Genomic DNA, 18,107 nt, shown 5'->3' on the forward strand with positions numbered 1-18,107 from the left:
AGATATACGCACTATCTTAGTGCGTCAAAAAAACGCGCAACCTGTTTAGCTTTCATAAAACGGGGCCGCATCACGTTTAAATCTATAAAAACCCGCATCACAATTCAAAGAAATTTGTGCGGGAGGACATCGAAATTGCTTGCACATGATGATCTGGCACTTTATTTTAGCCGCAGTTGCTGGACGCCAGATATGAAAAAAGCGCGCCCTCGGGCGCGCTTTTCTTTCAGCAGTCAGCAAATTGTCAGGCGGGCAGACCCAAACCGCGCGGTAGCGGAAACGCAATGTTTTCCTCGATGCCGTCGAGCGCGCGCACATTGCGCACGCCGAGCTCACGCAGGCGGGCGATCACCGCCTGCGCCAGCACTTCCGGCGCCGAGGCGCCGGCCGTTACGCCGATGCGGCGTTTGCCTTCGACCCAGACCGGATCGATCTGATCGGGCGAGTCCACCATATAGGCAGGCACGCCGAGCTTCTCGGCCAGCTCGCGCAGCCGGTTGGAGTTCGAGCTGTTCGGGCTGCCGACCACGATCACGACGTCGCATTGCGGCGCCATGAACTTCACCGCGTCCTGGCGGTTTTGCGTGGCGTAGCAGATATCCTGCTTTTTCGGCTCGCGGATGGACGGATATTTGGCCTTCAGAGCGGCAATGATCTGGGCTGCGTCGTCGACCGACAGGGTGGTTTGCGTGACGAATGCAATCCGCTCGGGATCGGCCAGTTGCAAGGCCTGTACGTCTTCGATGTCTTCCACCAGATGCATGCCCTCGCCCGCCTGGCCCATCGTGCCTTCGACTTCGGGATGGCCCTTGTGGCCGATCATGACGATGTCGAAGCCGTCCTGGCGCATCTTCGCGACCTCGATATGCACCTTGGTCACGAGCGGGCACGTGGCGTCGTACACCCGCAGCCCGCGAATCTCGGCCTCGGAACGCACTGCCTTCGACACGCCGTGCGCGCTGAAAATAACCGTGTTGCCGGGCGGCACTTCTTCGAGCCGCTCGATGAAGATCGCACCCTTCTTGCGCAGATCCTCGACCACGTACGCGTTATGGACGATTTCGTGACGCACGTAGATCGGCGAGCCGTGCAGCTTGATGGCCCGCTCTACGATCTCGATCGCCCGGTCGACACCGGCACAGAACCCGCGCGGCTGCGCTAGCAGGATCTCGGTTTCAGCAAGAGTCGTATCCGTCATGCTCATGTTTACAGAATCCCAATGATTTTCACTTCAAACGCCAGCGCCTGGCCGGCAAGCGGGTGGTTGAAGTCGAACAGGGCCGACGTTTCACCGACTTCTTTCAGAACGCCGGCGTAGCGGCCGCCACCCGGCGCGTTGAATTCGACCAGGTCGCCCGGAGAAAAATCCTCGCCGATCATGCTGTTTTCGCGCAGCGTGGCGAGCGATACGCGCTGGATCAATTCCGGATTGCGGGGACCGAACGCCTGGCCCGGCGCTAGCTGAAAGGTCGAATGGTGGCCGACCTTCAAACCCAGCAGAATATCTTCCAGCGGCGGCGCCAGCTGACCGGCGCCGAGCAGCAGCGTGGCCGGCTTGTCGCTAAAGGTATTGATGACTTCGGCGCCATCGGCAAGGGAAAGCCGGTAGTGAAGCGTCACGTGTGAACCCGGTTTCACTTCGGAAATGTCGATGATGCTCATGCAATGCTCGCTCAGTCGAAGCGCGCTGCACGCGTGCGCCGCTGGCGCAGTCGACGCGTGTGGCAAACCGTCGGGGTGCCGTGCGCAAAGCGCCTATTGTAAGCCACATAGCGGGCGGCGGCTGCGTCGGTCGCGCGCATCGCCGCGCGGCCGCTGCAGCCGCCGCCCCACTCATCCGAAGCGGAGGACACTGTACATATGGCAGATCACGCCACCCTGATTGACGAAGCAAACCTTGAAACCGCCGCCCCCGGTCCCGCGGCACTGGAGACAGCGTCCGCGCCGCTGGTGCGCGGCAAATGGCTCAAAAACGACATGCCGCGCGAGCGGCTGATCGAACAGGGCGCCAGCGTGCTGTCGGATACCGAACTGATCGTGCTGATTCTTGGCTCGGGTCTGCCGGGCCATGACGTCTTCGATGTGGCGCGCACGTTGCTCGACCGCTTCGGCTCGCTGCGCGCGATGCTCGACGCGACCTACACGGATTTCGCCGACCTACGCGGCATTGGCCCCGCGAAAAAGACGCAACTGCTCGCCATTATGGAAATGGCGCGGCGCTCGCTAGTCGATAAAATGCGCATGCGCTCGCTGATCAATTCGCCCGAGGCCGTGGAAAATTACCTTCGCCTGCGGATCGGCGGGCGTCCGCAGGAAATTTTCGTGTCGCTTTTCCTCGACGCCCGGCATCGGCTGATACGTTGCGAAGAAAGTGCACAGGGCACGCTCACGCGCATGGCGGTATATCCGCGCGAGATCGTGCGGCGCGCGCTGAGTCTGAACGCGGCCAGTCTGATCGTCGCGCACAATCACCCGTCCGGCGCCGTCCAGCCGAGCGCGAGCGATTGCCGCTTGACTCATACGCTGCGCGACGCCCTCACGCTGATCGACGTGCAACTGGTCGATCACCTGGTGATCGGCACCGATAGCGTCTACTCCTTCGCCCGCGCCGGCTGGCCGTGACACGGCGTGAACACGGGCCGCGCAGACGTTGCGTCGTGCCCGGCATCGCAAATAAGGTTTGATTTTGCGGCTTTTTTTCTGCTAGAATTCCGGTTTGCCTATTTCCAACCCCCTGTTCCGAAGCCACCAAGGCGTTCCGGAAAGGAAACGTGCCTGGAGTTGTGTCAACAGCTCCGCGCGGCTCTTTTCGGGAAACTTTCACGGCGTTCGAACTCAGAATTAGCGTATTAGGAGTGCTCTCATGGCACGCGTATGCCAAGTAACTGGGAAAGCGCCGATGAGCGGCAACAACGTTTCCCACGCGAACAACAAAACCAAGCGCCGGTTCCTGCCGAACCTGCAAAACCGCCGCATTTGGGTGGAAAGCGAAAACCGTTGGGTGCGTCTGCGCGTTTCGAACGCCGGCCTGCGCCTGATCGACAAGAACGGTATCGACGCTGTGCTCGCAGATCTGCGCGCACGCGGTGAAGCCTAAGGAGTAAATCATGGCGAAAGGCGCACGCGACAAGATCAAGCTGGAATCGACCGCAGGCACGGGTCACTTCTACACGACGACGAAGAACAAACGCAACATGCCGGAAAAGATGCTGATCAAGAAATTTGATCCGGTCGTCCGCAAGCACGTTGAGTACAAGGAAACCAAGATCAAGTAAGTCCTGGCTCCTGCCTGACGAAGGCAAAGACATGCAAAAAAGCCTCGCATTCGTGCGGGGCTTTTTGTTTTTGGTGCGCCCTTCTCTGTCTCTGCGTCGTTGCTTGTCCATGACTCAACAGTCCGAATAGTCTTATGCCGTTCGACCAGCTTTCCCTCATCCGTCGCGGCGCGTATCCTTTCTCGTTTTAGCGGCGAGCGAATCGCACGCCGTCACTGCAAAACGAAACGACGGAGATGTACGCAATGGAATTCGATGTGGCGATTGTCGGTAGCGGTCTGGCCGGTTTGAGCGTTGCGCTCAATCTGGCGGAGACCCGGCGGGTTGCGGTGGTCGCCAAGCGATCGATGACCGAAGGCGCGAGCGACTGGGCACAAGGCGGCATCGCCGCAGTACTGGATTCGGCGGACAGCATTGAAAATCACGTCCGCGATACGCTGATTGCCGGCGGTGGCCTGTGCGACGAAGCGGCGACGCGCTTCATCGTCGAACATGGGCGAGCCGCAATCGAATGGTTGATCGCGCAAGGCGTGCCGTTCACCAAAGACGACGCCGCCGAACTCGGCTTCCACCTGACGCGCGAAGGCGGCCATAGCCACCGGCGCATCATCCATGCGGCAGATGCAACAGGCCACGCCGTGGTGGCCACGCTCAGCGAGCGGGTGCGCCGTCACCCGAACATCACGCTGCTCGAAGATCACTACGCAATCGACCTGATCACGTCCGACCGCCTCGGCTTGCCAGGACGGCGTTGTCACGGCCTGTATGCACTCGACCTGCAAAGCGGCCGCACCGTCACGATCGAGGCGCCGCATACCGTGCTCGCCACCGGCGGCGCCGGCAAGGTTTATCTCTACACCACGAATCCCGACACCGCGACCGGCGACGGCATTGCGATGGCGTGGCGGGCCGGCTGCCGCGTATCCAATATGGAATTCATCCAGTTCCATCCCACCTGCCTGTTCCACCCGTATGCAAAGTCGTTTCTGATTTCGGAAGCGGTGCGCGGCGAAGGCGGTATTCTCAAACTGCCGGACGGCACGCGTTTCATGCCGAACCACGACGAACGCGCCGAGCTCGCGCCGCGCGATATCGTCGCGCGTGCGATCGACTTCGAAATCAAGAAGCGTGGCATCGATTGCGTGTATCTGGACATCAGCCATCAACCGCCCGAATTCCTGCGTGAGCACTTCCCGACGATTCTGGCGCGCTGTCTGGAGTTCGGCATCGACATCACCAAGGAAGCGATTCCGGTCGTGCCGGCCGCGCACTACACCTGCGGCGGCGTCGTGACCGATCTGGCGGGACGAACAGACCTGGCAGGCCTCTACGCGGTCGGTGAGACGTCATGCACGGGTCTGCACGGCGCGAACCGGCTCGCCAGCAACTCCCTGCTCGAATGCATCGTTATCGGACGCTCCGCGGCGCAAGCGATCGAAGAAGAAGGTTTTAGCGCCGCTGTCCATGCCCCGCTGCCGGATTGGGACGAAAGCCGCGTGTCGGATCCGGACGAAGAAGTCGTGGTCGCGCACAACTGGGACGAACTGCGCCGGCTGATGTGGAATTACGTCGGTATCGTACGAACGGACAAGCGGCTCGCACGAGCGAAGCATCGGCTTGCCCTGCTGCGCGATGAAATTCACGAGTATTACGCCAACTTCAAGGTGAGCCGCGACCTGCTCGAATTGCGCAATCTGGTCGATGTGGCGTCGTTGATCGTCGAAGGCGCGCGGTCGCGGCGTGAGAGCCGTGGCTTGCACTTCAGCCGTGACTGGCCGGCCACTTTGCCCAAGGCGCTGCCCACAGTGCTCTCACCGGAGCATGTGCGCAACCGCAACGTGTGATCGGGACGAGCTGAAACGAAAAGGGCCATCGCCGGATCATCCCGGCGACAGCCCTTTTCCTATCGACCGCGACCGGTTGCGCTCGAACGTCAGACGATCCGCATCGAGTAATCTGTTGCGCGCACGTCTTTGGTCAGCGCGCCGATCGACACACGATCGACGCCGGTTTCGGCGATCGTGCGCACCGTATCGAAGTTCACACCGCCCGACACCTCCAGCACCGCCCGCCCCGCTGTGATGCGCACCGCTTCGCGCATGGCCTCGAACGAAAAATTGTCGAGCAGAACGGATTGCGCGCGATGAGCCAGCGCAATTTCCAGTTCCTCGAGCGTCTCGACTTCGACCTGGATCGGCACGCCCGCATTCAGCGCCAGCGCCGCGTTCATAGCCGCGCCCACCCCGCCAGCCGCGGCGATGTGGTTTTCCTTGATGAGAATACCGTCGTACAGCGCGAGACGCTGGTTCGCCCCACCGCCCACGCGCACCGCGTACTTCTGCGCGAGCCGCAGACCTGGCAAGGTTTTGCGCGTATCGAGAATGCGCGTTCGCGTATGAGCGACGGCATCGACATAATGGCGCGTCGCGCTCGCCACGCCCGACAGCAATTGCAGGAAGTTCAGCGCGTTGCGTTCCGCCGTCAACAAGGCGCGCACCGGTCCGCGCAGTTCGCAGACCGTTGTGTCGGCCTTCATCCGGTCGCCTTCACGATAGCGCCACTGGACCTCGATACGCGGATCGACCTGGCGCATCACCGCGTTGAACCACGGCACCCCGCACAGCACCGCATCCTCACGCACGATGATGCGCGCGCCGCGTACGTCATCCGCTGGAACCAGGCGGCCCGTCTGGTCACCGGTGCCGACGTCTTCGGCCAGTGCGTCGGCGACGTTGCGCGCCAACGCGGCTTCGAATGCCGCGCCGTACTGTGCCTGAATTTCAGCGAACAGCGGCGACACCGCCTCGACCTGACTGCGCTCAACCGCCCCCATCACGCTGCTCCCACGTTCGAATACAGTTGCGCGTCGCGCGCCAGATCGCCGCTCGCCTGCACGCGCTTCTTGTGACGCGCCGCGAAATCCAGCATCCGGTCGATCGGCAGACGCGCGCGCTCGCCGATCGCACGATCGACGAAGATTTCGTTGTGGCCACGCTCGAGCACATCGGCCAGATTGGCGAGGCCGTTCATCGCCATCCACGGGCAGTGCGCGCAACTCTTGCAGGTCGCGCTGTTGCCGGCCGTCGGCGCGGCAATCAAGGTCTTGCCGGGTGCGGCGAGCTGCATCTTGTGCAGTATGCCGAGATCCGTCGCCACGATGAAATGCGTCGCGTCCAGCTTTTGCGCCGCATCGATCAACTGCGTGGTCGAGCCCACCACGTCCGCCTGTGCGACCACGTTGGCCGGCGACTCGGGGTGCACCAACACCTTCGCGCCCGGATATTCGGCGCGCAGCAGATCGAGTTCGATGCCTTTGAATTCGTCGTGAACCAGACACGAACCCTGCCACAGCAGCATGTCCGCGCCGGTCTTGTTCTGGATATAACTGCCGAGGTGGCGGTCGGGCGCCCAGATGATCTTTTCGCCACGGGCGTGCAGATCGGCAACGATTTCCAACCCGATCGACGACGTCACCATCCAGTCCGCGCGCGCCTTCACGGCCGCGCTCGTGTTCGCATACACCACCACCGTGCGATCGGGGTACGCGTCGCAGAAAGCCGAGAATTCATCGGCCGGGCAGCCAAGATCGAGCGAACAGGTTGCGTCGAGATCCGGCATCAGAATGCGCTTGTCCGGACTCAGAATCTTCGCCGTCTCGCCCATGAAGCGCACGCCGGCAACGACCAGCGTTTGCGCGGCGTGATCGCGCCCGAAGCGCGCCATCTCCAGTGAATCGGCCACGCAGCCGCCAGTCTCGTCGGCGAGCTCCTGCAATTCCGCGTCGACGTAATAATGCGCGACAAGCACCGCTTTCTCGCGTTCGAGCAATTTGCGGATGCGTGCCTTCAGCGCCAGCTTCTCTTCGGCCGACGGCATGTCGGGCACCTTCGCCCACGCCTGCCCGATCCCGCAGGTCGTACCCTGCGCTTGTGGCCGGTCGTATTCGACGGTCCTGATAGCCTGCTGATCCATGATCTCCTCTGCCTTCGCTCTGCCGCCGCGGACTCTCAATCGCGTGTCGTTGCAGTTTCCGCGGCCCAAAAAGCAAAACCCCGCCAACGCGGGGTTTTGTGACGTACTGAGATTTTAATGGATTTCGCTATCAGGCATAACGGCGCAATCGCATCGCAAAGTCTTGCAGCGTTTTGATGCCACTTTGTTCAGCGCGATGACACCAGTCCTGCAACTGAACCAGCAACTGATCACGCGAAGCATTGGAGCGCTCCCACATGGCCGCCAGTTCGTTGCGCATGTCGATATACGTCTTGAGCTTCTGGCTGCTCGCGAAAATTTGCGGCAACTGACGCTTCTGAGGTTCGTCGAGACCTGCTTCTTCCTTGTGGAACCAGCTGCGTGCACCGCGCATGAGCTGATACTTCTCGCGCGCGCCGACTTCCTTCAGATGCGCCAGTTCCTGACGATAGGCGCGCTTGAGCGCCTTGCCGTAACGCGCCATCACTTCGTAGCGATTGGCCAGCACGGCTTGCAGCGTGTCCTGATCGAGCACCAGCTTGCCGGTGGTCAGACGCGGCGTAGGCGCTACCTTCTTCACCTTGGCGAGGCGGAACGCCGACATGATACGGATGTACATCCAGCCGATATCGAACTCGTACCACTTGTTCGACAGCTTGGCGGACGTCGCATACGTGTGGTGATTGTTATGCAGCTCTTCACCGCCGATGATGATGCCCCACGGGAAAATGTTGGTGCTGGCATCCGCCGAGTTGAAGTTGCGATAGCCCCAGAAGTGCGCGAGACCGTTCACCACACCAGCGGCCCAGAACGGAATCCATACCATTTGCACGGCCCAGATGGTCAGGCCGACGACGCCGAACAGCGCGACGTTCAGCACCATCATCAGGCTCACGCCGAGGATCGGGTATTTGGTGTAGACGTTGCGTTCCATCCAGTCGTTCGGCGTGCCGTGACTGAACTTGCGCATCGTTTCTTCGTTTTTTGCTTCGGTGCGGTACAGTTCCGCGCCTTCGAGCAGCACCTTCCAGATGCCGCGCGTTTGCGGGCTGTGCGGATCTTCTTCAGTCTCGCACTTGGCGTGGTGCTTACGGTGAATCGCAGCCCATTGGCCGGTCAGCATGCCGGTGGTCATCCACAGCCAGAACCGGAAAAAATGACTGACGACCGGATGCAGCTCCAGCGCGCGGTGCGCCTGGCAGCGATGCAGATAGACTGTCACGCCGATGATCGTGATGTGCGTCACGATCGCCGTGTACAGCACGAGTTGCCACCACGAGAAGTGCAGCAGACCGTGGGCAAGAAAATCGAGCAAAGAATTCAACAAGGCAATTTACCTGTGGAACGAGAGGTCCGAGATACACGCAGATTGCGCGTGTCAAGAAAGTGAAAGCATACAGCGGGATTGGACGACATTCTACTTGAACCGTTCCAAGTGTTTGTAACAAATAGGGATTTTTTGTGCCGCATCAACGGAAAGGAACGCGCCGAAGCTCTATATAAGACTCGCCGGCGCGCCAGAAGTGCCCGTCAATGCGCGCTGTCCGCCTGATCGGCCGAGGATCCGGTCATTATTACCGGTTGCGGTACACCGACGCCAACGTTGCCGACGATTCGCACTTCGCGTTGCGCGAACGGAATCGAGATGTCGTGCTCCGAGAACAGACGCCAGATATTGCGGTTGACGGCCGAGCGCACGCCCGCGGTGCCGGCGGCCGCGTCCTCGATCCAGAAGCCGAGTTCGAGGTTGATGCCGTCCGCACCGAAACTGGCCAGATAAGATGTCGGCGCCGGTTCCTGCAGCACGCGCGGCACGTCTGCGGCGGCCTGCACCAGCAGCGCCATTGCCTGCTCGACGTTGGACGTGTACGCGACCTGCACGGCCACTTTCGCATGGCCGCGCGTCAGGTACGACGACTGGTTCTGGACCACGTCCGTGATCAGCTTTTCGTTCGGAATCAGCGTCTCGATGCCGTCCAGTCCACGCACCACGGTATAGCGCGTGCGGATCTGCGTGACCATGCCCTGCAGGCCGCTCACGTTGATCGTGTCGCCAATGCGCAGCGACCGGTCGATCAGGATGATGAATCCCGACACGTAGTTGCTGGCGATCTTCTGCAGACCGAACCCCAGCCCCACGCCCAGCGCGCCGCCGAACACACCCAGCACGGTGATGTCGATGCCGACCAGCGACAGGCTGATCAGCACCGCCGCCAGCACGAACGCCGCCCGGCCGACCCGCGCCACCACCACCTTCAGGTTGGCATCGAGCGTTTTCGAACGCATCAGACGGTCTTCGAACGTGGAGCCGAGCCACATCGCGACGATCATCGTCACGCACACCCACAGCAGCCCCGAGATGAGCGAGAGCAGCGTCATGTGCGCGTTGGCGACACGGAACTGGACGCTCGCCATCCACGTGATCACGTCGTCCTGAATGCCCATGACCGTGAGCACCATGCCGACCCAGACGACCAGCGAGACGATCTTTTCGACGAGGAACAGCCACGGATGCGTCGCGCCGTCGTGGCTGAAAACCCGCCGCGCAAAGAAAAACACAATGTAAATCAAGCCGATGCCGAATAACGGCACCAGCGCCAGATCGAGCAGCGCGGTGTGCATGAACTGGCCGGTGACCGACCGCGCGAGCCACACGAGGGTCGCGCCGATCAGCGGAAAGAACGCGCGGTTCAGGCTTTCCGCGCCGAAGCGCAGAGTCTGGTAACGCGTCTGGCGACGCAGATCCAGTGCCCGGCGCAACAGGCGCGCGAGCAGCCACGCGATCGCGAGCGTCCCGAGCAGGACGCCGACTTGCCACAGCATCACCGGCTGACCGAAGTCGCGCGCGAGGTCGCTGAACATATGAGGGAAAAGACGGTTTTGCATGATGTCGCGGAAGTCGCCGGCGCCCAGCCGGGTTCAGGAATCGAACCCGCGCGCGCCGGCAGAAGCCTGTTACGCCTGCGCCTAGCTCTGGCGTTCCAGCACGGCGGCGAAGAAGCCGTCCGTTGCGTGGCGGTGCGGCCACAGCGAAAGATAATCGCCCATTTCCAGATCGATGCGCTGCTCGGCCAGCACGTCGCGCGCGGGCACCAGAGCGAAATCGGGATGGCCGGCGAGGAACTGCTCCACCACCGCCTCGTTTTCGGCTTCCAGAATCGAGCAGGTGGCATAGACCAGACGTCCGCCCTTCTTTACCAGACGCGCGGCGCTCGCCAGAATCGACGCCTGCTTCGGCGCCAGTTCGGCCACCGATTCCGGCGACTGGCGCCACTTCAGATCCGGGTTGCGACGCAGCGTGCCCAGGCCGCTGCACGGTGCATCGACCAGCACGCGGTCGATCTTGCCCGCGAGGCGCTTGATCTTGGAATCGTGTTCACTATCGATCAGCACCGGATTCACATTTGACAGGCCGCTGCGCGCAAGGCGCGGCTTGAGCTTGGCGAGACGCCGCTCGGAGACGTCGAAGGCATAGAGCCGGCCGGTCGAGCGCATTGCCGCGCCCAGCGCCAGCGTCTTGCCGCCCGCGCCCGCACAGAAGTCGACGATCATTTCGCCGCGCTTGGGCGCGACCAGCGAACACAGCAACTGGCTGCCTTCGTCCTGCACTTCGACCCAGCCATGCTGGAACGCGTCGAGTTTGGTGAGCGGCGGCTTGCCGACCACCCGCACGCCGAACGGTGCGAACGGCGTGGCGCCGGCCTCGATGCCAGCTTTCGACAGTGCGTTCAGCACGTCGTCGCGGCTCGCCTTGATCGGGTTGGTGCGCAGATCCAGCGGCGCCGGGTAGTTCAGCGCCGCGGCCAGCTGCGCCAGTTCGTCGGGTTCGAAACGCTTGCTGAGCGCCTGATAGATCCAGTCGGGCAGATTCAGGCGAATCCGCAGCGGCAGGCTTTCCGGGTCGATCTTCGAGACGTGTTCGAGCCAGCTCAGTTCCTGTTCCGACACAAACGGCTTGAGCGCGTTACGTCCCGCCGTCTGCATCAGGCCGAGCAGCGCCATGCGGCGTGCCGGGCTGCCGGCGCCGCCCTCCGCCAGATGGGCGAATTCCATCCGGCGGCGCAGCACCGCGAAAACCGCCTCGGCGATGACCCCGCGCTCGCCGTGCCCGAGCTTCGGGTGCGCGCGGAAGAAACGGCTCGTGGTGGCGTCGGCCGGGCCGTTGAGTTTTAGGACTTCAGCCAACAAAGTCTCAGTTTGTCCAATCAGAAAACCATGCAATCTCATGCGCCCTCTCCGGCGGTGTGACCGGCAAAGAGCCATTGCGGCTCCGGCGGCGTAAGCGTGACACGCAGGCCTTCGAGAGCAAGGCGCCCTTCGACGAACCAGCGCACCGCGCGTGGATAAATGATGTGTTCGGTTGCCAGCACGCGTTCGGCGAGCGTGGCGGGAGTGTCGCCCGTTTCAACGGGAACCGCCGACTGTACGACGATCGGCCCGTGATCCAGCTGCGAGGTGACAAAATGCACGGACGCGCCGTGCAGCCGCACGCCCGCGTCGAGCGCCTGCTGATGGGTTTTCAGGCCCGGAAAGCTCGGCAGCAGCGACGGATGCACATTCAGCATGCGGCCGGCGTAGTGATCGACGAAACCGGCCGTGAGCACCCGCATGAAGCCGGCGAGCACCACCAGATCGGGCGCGAAACTGTCGATTTTTTGAGCGAGCGCGGCGTCGAAGCTGTCGCGGCCGGAAAACTGGCGGTGGTCGACCACCGCCGTGGCAATGCCGTGCGACGCCGCGAACGCAAGGCCCGCGGCATCAGGACGGTTGGCAATCACGGCCGCGACTTGCGCGGGCCAGGCTTCGTCCGAGCGGGCTCGAACAATGGCTTCCATGTTGCTTCCCCGTCCGGAAATCAGGATGACGAGTTTTTTCATCCGCGGATTTTATCATTCGGGGACACTGAAACCGCGACGCTCCGCCGTCCATTGCGCTGAACGTTTATAATCGTTTGTTTTGCGGCACCCCGGCCGCTCTACCTCAAACCCGCTATCGTGAGAGTCTTCCGCGGTCTTCCCAATGCTGAAAGCCGTGCGCCCTGCGCACTGACCATCGGCAACTTCGACGGTGTCCACCGCGGCCACCAGGCTCTGCTCGCCCACGTGCGGGCCGCGGCCGATGCACGCGGCCTGCCCGTCTGCGTGATGACCTTCGAGCCGCACCCCCGCGAATTCTTCAACCCGGCGGGCGCGCCGCCGCGCATCGCCATGCTGCGCGACAAGCTCGAGGCGCTGCGCACCAACGGCGTCGACCGGGTGGTCGTCGAGCACTTCAATCAGACGTTCGCGAGCCAGTCGCCGGACGCGTTCGTCGAACGGATCATCGTCAACGGGCTGCATGCGCGCTGGGTCATGATCGGCGACGACTTCCGCTACGGTGCAAAACGCGCGGGCGACTTCGCGTCGCTCAAGGCCGCGGGGCAGCAACACGGTTTCGAAGTCGAACAGATGGCCACGGTGGCCGATCCGTCGGGCGCGCGCATTTCCAGCTCGGGCGTGCGCGCGGCGCTGGTGGCGGGCGACCTCGACTCGGCACGCGCCGCGCTGGGCCGCGACTACGTGATCAGCGGCCACGTCGTGCACGGCATGAAGCTCGGCCGCGACCTCGGCTTCCCCACGCTGAACCTGCCGATCGCCCACAAGCGCCCGGCGCTCGCGGGCATTTTCGTGGTGCGCGTGCACGGCGTGGCGGATGAACCGCTGCCCGGCGTCGCGAGCCTCGGCCTGCGCCCCACGGTAGACGATTCCGGCCGCGTGCTGCTCGAAGTCCATCTGCTCGACTGGCATGGCGACGCATATGGCAAACTCGTGCGCGTCGAATTCCTGAAGAAGCTGCGCGACGAGGAAAAGTACGTCGATCTCGAAACGCTGACCGCCGCCATTGCGCGCGACGTCGCCAACGCGCGCGCATGGTTCGCGGCCGTCGGCGCCGGCACGCCGGGCAGCCGCTCCACCGGCTTCGCCACCTCGGCCACCGACCGAATTAGATAACCGCCGTGGTCCACGCAAGCGCTTAAGCGCCGCATGTGGACCTTCGCCGCGCGCATCGAAGGGCGTCCGTGAATCACGCGACATGCCTGCCGGGCGCGCCCAACGCCTCTCGCGCATCGTGCGCATTCCGCAGCCCTGCTGCGCATAGAAAGAATTCACCGCGACCTCATCATGAGCAACAAGAAAGCCGATTCGAAACCGCAGTCACGCTACCCGGTCAACCTGCTCGACACGCCGTTCCCGATGCGCGGCGATTTGCCCAAACGCGAGCCGCAATGGGTCAAGGAATGGCAGGAACGCAAGGTCTACGAGACGATCCGCGCCGCCAGCAAGGGCCGCAAGAAGTTCATCCTGCACGACGGCCCGCCGTATGCGAACGGCGACATCCACCTCGGCCACGCGGTGAACAAGATCCTGAAGGACATGATCGTCAAGGCGCGCAATCTGGCGGGCTTCGACGCGGTCTACGTGCCGGGCTGGGATTGCCACGGCATGCCGATCGAAATCCAGATCGAAAAGCAGTTCGGCAAATCGCTGCCGGCCGCCGAAGTCATGCAGAAGGCGCGCGCCTACGCGACCGAGCAGATCGAAAAGCAGAAGGTCGGCTTCCGGCGTCTGGGCGTGCTCGGCGACTGGGACAATCCGTACAAGACCATGAACTTCACCAACGAGGCCGGCGAAATCCGCGCGCTCGCGAAGATCATGGAAAAAGGCTACGTGTTCCGCGGCCTCAAGCCGGTGAACTGGTGTTTCGACTGCGGCTCGGCGCTCGCCGAAGCGGAAGTCGAGTACAAGGACAAGACCGATCCGACCATCGACGTGCTGTTCAGCTTCGCCGAGCCGGAAAAGACCGCGCAGGCGTTCGGCTTGAATGCACTGCCGCGCAACGAAGGCGGCATCGTGATCTGGACCACCACGCCGTGGACCATCCCCGCCAACCAGGCGCTGAACCTGCACCCGGAAATCGTCTACGCGCTGGTCGATACGTCGCGCGGCCTGCTGATCCTCGCGCAAGAGCGCGTTGAAGCATGCCTGAAACAATACGGTCTGGAAGGCACGATCGTCGCCACCACGCCGGGCGCGAAGCTCGTCAATCTGCGTTTCAACCACCCGCTTGCGTCCGCGCATCCGAGCTACAAGCGCACCTCGCCGGTCTATCTCGGCGACTACGTGACTACCGAATCGGGCACGGGCGTCGTGCACTCGTCGCCGGCGTATGGCGTGGAAGACTTCGTGTCGTGCAAGGCGCACGGCATGTCCGACTCGGACATCATCAATCCGGTGATGGGCGACGGCCGCTATATCGAATCGCTCGCGCTGTTCGGCGGCCTGTCGATCTGGGCGGCCAATCCGCAGATCGTCGAGGCGCTGCAAGGCGCCGGCACGCTGATGCGCACCGAGAACTACACGCACAGCTACATGCACTGCTGGCGCCACAAGACGCCGATCATCTACCGTGCCACGTCGCAATGGTTCGCCGGCATGGACGTGAAGCCGAACGACACCGACAGGACGCTGCGCGAAACCGCGCTCGAAGGCATCGAGAACACCGCGTTCTATCCGGCGTGGGGCAAGCAGCGCCTCTTCAGCATGATCGCGAACCGCCCGGACTGGACGCTGTCGCGCCAACGCCAATGGGGCGTGCCGATGGCGTTCTTCGTGCACAAGGAAACCGGCGAGCTGCATCCGCGTACCCTGGAATTGCTCGAAGAAGTCGCGCAACGCGTCGAGAAGGCCGGCATCGAAGCCTGGCAGTCGCTCGACCCGCGCGAACTGCTCGGCGACGAGGCCAACATGTACGAGAAGAACCGCGACACGCTGGACGTGTGGTTCGATTCGGGCACCACGCACTGGCACGTGCTGCGCGGCTCGCACAAAGACGAACTGCAATTCCCCGCCGACCTGTATCTGGAAGGCTCGGACCAGCACCGCGGCTGGTTCCACTCGTCGCTCCTGACCGCTTCGATGCTCGACGGCCGCCCGCCGTATAACGCGCTGCTCACGCACGGTTTCACCGTGGACGGCGAAGGCCGCAAGATGAGCAAGTCGCTCGGCAACGGTATCGATCCGCATGAAGTGGCGAACCGCCTCGGCGCGGAAATCATCCGCCTGTGGATCGCCTCGACCGATTACTCGGGCGAACTGGCGATCTCGGAAGAAATCCTGAAGCGCGTCACGGAAGGTTATCGCCGTATCCGCAACACGCTGCGCTTCCTGCTCGCGAACCTGTCGGACTTCGACTTCGCGCAACACGCGCGTCCGGTCGAAGACTGGCTCGAGATCGACCGCTATGCGGTGGCGCTGTCGGCGAATCTGCAAAACGACATCCTCTCGCATTACGAGAAGTACGAGTTCCACCCGGTGGTCGCCAAGCTGCAGACGTTCTGCTCGGAAGACCTCGGCGGCTTCTATCTGGACGTGCTGAAAGACCGTCTGTACACGACCGCCGCGGACTCCGTCGCGCGCCGTGCGGCGCAAACCGCGCTGTATCACATCGCGCACGGCCTGCTGCGTCTGATGGCGCCGTTCCTGTCGTTCACCGCGGAAGAAGCGTGGAAGATCTTCGAGCCGAACAGCGAGACGATCTTCACCGAGACGTATCACGCGTTCCCGGCCGTGCCGGAAGCCGGCGCGCTGCTCGACAAATGGACGCTCCTGCGCGCCGCGCGCAGCGACGTGACCAAGGCGCTGGAGGAAGCACGCGTCGCAAACCTGATCGGCTCGTCGTTGCAGGCGGAAGTGGAAATCCGCGCAAGCGGCGCACGCTACGACGCGCTCACGAGTCTCGGCGACGACCTGAAGTTCGTGCTGATCACGTCGGCGGCGAGCGTGGTGAAGGTGGACAGCGAAGCGGAAGAAGGCGTCGAAGTGATCGCCTCGAAGTATCTGAAATGCGAACGCTGCTGGCACTATCGCGCGGACGTCGGCGCGAACGCCGAACACCCCACGCTGTGCGGCCGCTGCTTCAGCAATCTGTTCGGCAACGGTGAAACCAGGAGCGCGGCATAATGGCGAGAACCATGTCGAAAACCGCGTCGAAAACATCTGCTGCAAACGGTTCGCTGGCGCCCTGGCTCGGGGTCGCGCTGATCGTCATCCTGTTCGACCAGCTGACGAAAATCGCGGTCCAGAAAGTGTTCGCCTACGGCGTCGCGCATGAGGTCACGTCGTTTTTCAACCTGATCCTCGTGTACAACCGCGGCGCGGCATTCAGCTTCCTCGCGATGGCGGGCGGCTGGCAACGCTGGGCGTTCACCGCGCTCGGCGTGGTGGCCGCGCTGGTGATCTGCTATCTGCTCAAGCGCCACGGCGGCCAGAAAATGTTCTGCACGGCGCTCGCGCTGATTCTCGGCGGCGCGCTCGGCAACGTGATCGACCGGCTCGCGTATGGCCACGTGATCGATTTCCTCGATTTCCATGTGCGCACGTGGCATTGGCCGGCATTCAATCTCGCCGACAGCGCGATCACCGTCGGCGCGGTCCTGCTCGTGCTCGACGAGTTGCGGCGCGTGCGCGGCGCACGCTAACGCCGCGCAGGTTCACCACGCTCAAGACTCGCGCAGCCGTACGGTTCGAAAGGCGCGGTGGCGGGGAGGCAACGCCCCGCGCCGCTGAGCGCCACCACGCTTTGTCGGAGGCTTTCGTTGGCAACCGCAGAACTCGCAGGAAAACACCTCGTCCTCGGCATGACGGGCGGCATTGCCTGCTACAAGATCGCCGAACTCACGCGTCTGTTGACCAAGGCCGGCGCGACCGTGCAGGTCGTCATGACCGAAGCGGCCACGCAGTTCATCACTCCCGTCACCATGCAGGCGCTGTCCGGCCGTCCGGTCTACACGAGCCAGTGGGACGGGCGTGTGCCGAACAATATGGCCCATATCGATCTGTCGCGTGAAGCGGATGCGATCGTGATCGCGCCCGCCTCCACCGATTTCCTCGCCAAACTCGCGCACGGCATGGCCGACGACCTGCTGTCCACATTGTGCGTCGCCCGCGATTGTCCGCTGCTGGTGGTGCCGGCCATGAACCGGCAGATGTGGCAGAACGCCGCCACGCAACGCAACGTCGCGCAATTGCGCGCGGACGGCGTCGAAGTGCTCGGCCCCGATTCCGGCCCGCAAGCGTGCGGCGAAGTCGGCGACGGCCGCATGCTCGAAGCCGCCGCCACGTACGAAGCCATCGCCTCGTTCTTCACGCCGAAAATCCTCAGCGGCCGGCGCGTGCTGCTGACCGCCGGGCCGACCTTCGAACCGCTCGATCCGGTGCGCGGCATCACCAACCGCTCCAGCGGCAAGATGGGTTTTGCGCTGGCGCGCGCCGCGCAACAGGCGGGCGCCGAGGTGCATCTGGTGGCCGGCCCGGTCGCGCTGGAAACGCCTTGGGGCGTGTTCCGCCAGGACGTGCAAACCGCCCAGCAGATGCACGACGCGGTGATGCACTCCGTCGCGGACGCCGACATCTTCATCGGCGTGGCCGCGGTGGCAGACTGGCGCGTCGATCACGCCAGCGAGCACAAGATCAAGAAGACCGCGGATCGTGCGCTGCCGAGCTTCACCTTTGTCGAAAATCCGGACATTCTGGCCTCGGTGGCAAAACTGCCGCATCCGCCGTTCACGGTCGGCTTCGCCGCGGAAAGCGGCGACCTCGAAATCCACGGCGAAGAAAAGCGCGTGCGCAAAAATGTGCCGCTGCTGATCGGCAATCTCGGCCCGCAGACTTTTGGCCTCGACGACAACGAAGTGATCCTGTTCGAAGCAGGCGGCGCGACCAGGCTGCCACGCGCCGACAAGCAGACGCTCGCGCGCGCGCTGATCGCGGAAATCGCGAGGCGTCTGCCCGACACAAGTCTGATTCGCTGAGCCGTCACGGC

General features: G+C 63.1%; 16 protein-coding genes. 8 read left to right on the forward strand and 8 right to left on the reverse strand.

Annotated features, from left to right (window positions below; all coding sequences use genetic code 11):
* Window positions 1-244: 244 nt before the first annotated feature.
* Window positions 245-1,204, reverse strand: a complete 960-nt coding sequence (gene ispH, locus BXE_RS17800) for a 4-hydroxy-3-methylbut-2-enyl diphosphate reductase (RefSeq protein ID WP_011489620.1) — start codon at window positions 1,202-1,204, stop codon at window positions 245-247.
* Window positions 1,205-1,206: 2 nt separating this feature from the next.
* Window positions 1,207-1,662 carry an FKBP-type peptidyl-prolyl cis-trans isomerase gene (locus BXE_RS17805; protein WP_011489621.1) on the reverse strand — a complete coding sequence of 152 codons (456 nt, stop codon included), beginning with the start codon at window positions 1,660-1,662 and terminating at the stop codon, window positions 1,207-1,209.
* A gap of 198 nt (window positions 1,663-1,860) precedes the next feature.
* On the opposite strand from BXE_RS17805, the gene radC reads away from it, so the two are divergent.
* The 4 genes from radC (at window position 1,861) to nadB (ending at window position 5,119) form a co-directional block, all read left to right on the forward strand.
* Window positions 1,861-2,622, forward strand: a complete 762-nt coding sequence (gene radC, locus BXE_RS17810) for a RadC family protein (RefSeq protein WP_011489622.1) — start codon at window positions 1,861-1,863, stop codon at window positions 2,620-2,622.
* A gap of 241 nt (window positions 2,623-2,863) precedes the next feature.
* A complete protein-coding gene (rpmB, locus tag BXE_RS17815; protein WP_007180631.1) occupies window positions 2,864-3,097 on the forward strand; it encodes a 50S ribosomal protein L28 in 234 nt (77 codons plus the stop codon).
* Window positions 3,098-3,107: 10 nt separating this feature from the next.
* A complete protein-coding gene (gene rpmG / locus BXE_RS17820) occupies window positions 3,108-3,275 on the forward strand; it encodes a 50S ribosomal protein L33 (RefSeq protein WP_007180630.1) in 168 nt (55 codons plus the stop codon).
* A gap of 245 nt (window positions 3,276-3,520) precedes the next feature.
* Window positions 3,521-5,119, forward strand: a complete 1,599-nt coding sequence (nadB, locus tag BXE_RS17825; RefSeq protein ID WP_011489623.1) for an L-aspartate oxidase — start codon at window positions 3,521-3,523, stop codon at window positions 5,117-5,119.
* An 89-nt stretch (window positions 5,120-5,208) separates the two neighbouring features.
* Here nadB and nadC read toward each other — a convergent pair whose 3' ends face one another.
* From nadC to purN, 6 genes are all read right to left on the reverse strand, one after another.
* The gene (gene nadC / locus BXE_RS17830; protein WP_011489624.1) at window positions 5,209-6,108 is read right to left on the reverse strand and encodes a carboxylating nicotinate-nucleotide diphosphorylase; all 900 of its coding nucleotides are present in this window, start codon (window positions 6,106-6,108) and stop codon (window positions 5,209-5,211) included.
* Window positions 6,108-7,247, reverse strand: coding sequence for a quinolinate synthase NadA (nadA, locus tag BXE_RS17835; protein WP_011489625.1), 1,140 nt, complete (start codon window positions 7,245-7,247; stop codon window positions 6,108-6,110). The genes nadC and nadA overlap by 1 nt, the downstream gene beginning before the upstream one ends.
* Window positions 7,248-7,377: 130 nt before the next feature.
* On the reverse strand, window positions 7,378-8,574 hold the full coding sequence (locus BXE_RS17840) for a DesA family fatty acid desaturase (protein ID WP_011489626.1): 1,197 nt from the start codon (window positions 8,572-8,574) through the stop codon (window positions 7,378-7,380).
* Between the two features lie 203 nt (window positions 8,575-8,777).
* Window positions 8,778-10,133 (reverse strand): mechanosensitive ion channel family protein, encoded by a 1,356-nt coding sequence (locus BXE_RS17845; protein ID WP_011489627.1) that lies wholly within the window; start codon window positions 10,131-10,133, stop codon window positions 8,778-8,780.
* An 81-nt stretch (window positions 10,134-10,214) separates the two neighbouring features.
* Window positions 10,215-11,474, reverse strand: coding sequence for an RsmB/NOP family class I SAM-dependent RNA methyltransferase (locus BXE_RS17850; RefSeq protein ID WP_011489628.1), 1,260 nt, complete (start codon window positions 11,472-11,474; stop codon window positions 10,215-10,217).
* Complete coding sequence (purN, locus tag BXE_RS17855) at window positions 11,471-12,124, reverse strand: phosphoribosylglycinamide formyltransferase (protein WP_038457398.1); 654 nt, start codon at window positions 12,122-12,124, stop codon at window positions 11,471-11,473. The genes BXE_RS17850 and purN overlap by 4 nt, the downstream gene beginning before the upstream one ends.
* Before the next feature lie 117 nt (window positions 12,125-12,241).
* Here purN and BXE_RS17860 point away from each other — a divergent pair, with 117 nt between their 5' ends.
* The 4 genes from BXE_RS17860 (at window position 12,242) to coaBC (ending at window position 18,096) form a co-directional block, all read left to right on the forward strand.
* Window positions 12,242-13,237, forward strand: coding sequence for a bifunctional riboflavin kinase/FAD synthetase (locus BXE_RS17860; RefSeq protein ID WP_011489630.1), 996 nt, complete (start codon window positions 12,242-12,244; stop codon window positions 13,235-13,237).
* Window positions 13,238-13,408: 171 nt separating this feature from the next.
* Entirely contained in the window at window positions 13,409-16,246 is a 2,838-nt protein-coding gene (ileS, locus tag BXE_RS17865; RefSeq protein ID WP_011489631.1) for an isoleucine--tRNA ligase, read from the forward strand.
* A gap of 11 nt (window positions 16,247-16,257) precedes the next feature.
* Window positions 16,258-16,764: a signal peptidase II gene (gene lspA, locus BXE_RS17870; protein WP_038458551.1), complete on the forward strand. Its 507-nt coding sequence runs from the start codon at window positions 16,258-16,260 to the stop codon at window positions 16,762-16,764.
* A 117-nt stretch (window positions 16,765-16,881) separates the two neighbouring features.
* Window positions 16,882-18,096 (forward strand): bifunctional phosphopantothenoylcysteine decarboxylase/phosphopantothenate--cysteine ligase CoaBC, encoded by a 1,215-nt coding sequence (gene coaBC / locus BXE_RS17875; RefSeq protein ID WP_011489633.1) that lies wholly within the window; start codon window positions 16,882-16,884, stop codon window positions 18,094-18,096.
* Window positions 18,097-18,107 lie beyond the last annotated feature (11 nt).

Origin of the sequence: Paraburkholderia xenovorans LB400 (genome assembly GCF_000013645.1) — a bacterium.
GTDB classification, from domain to species: Bacteria; Pseudomonadota; Gammaproteobacteria; order Burkholderiales; family Burkholderiaceae; genus Paraburkholderia; species Paraburkholderia xenovorans.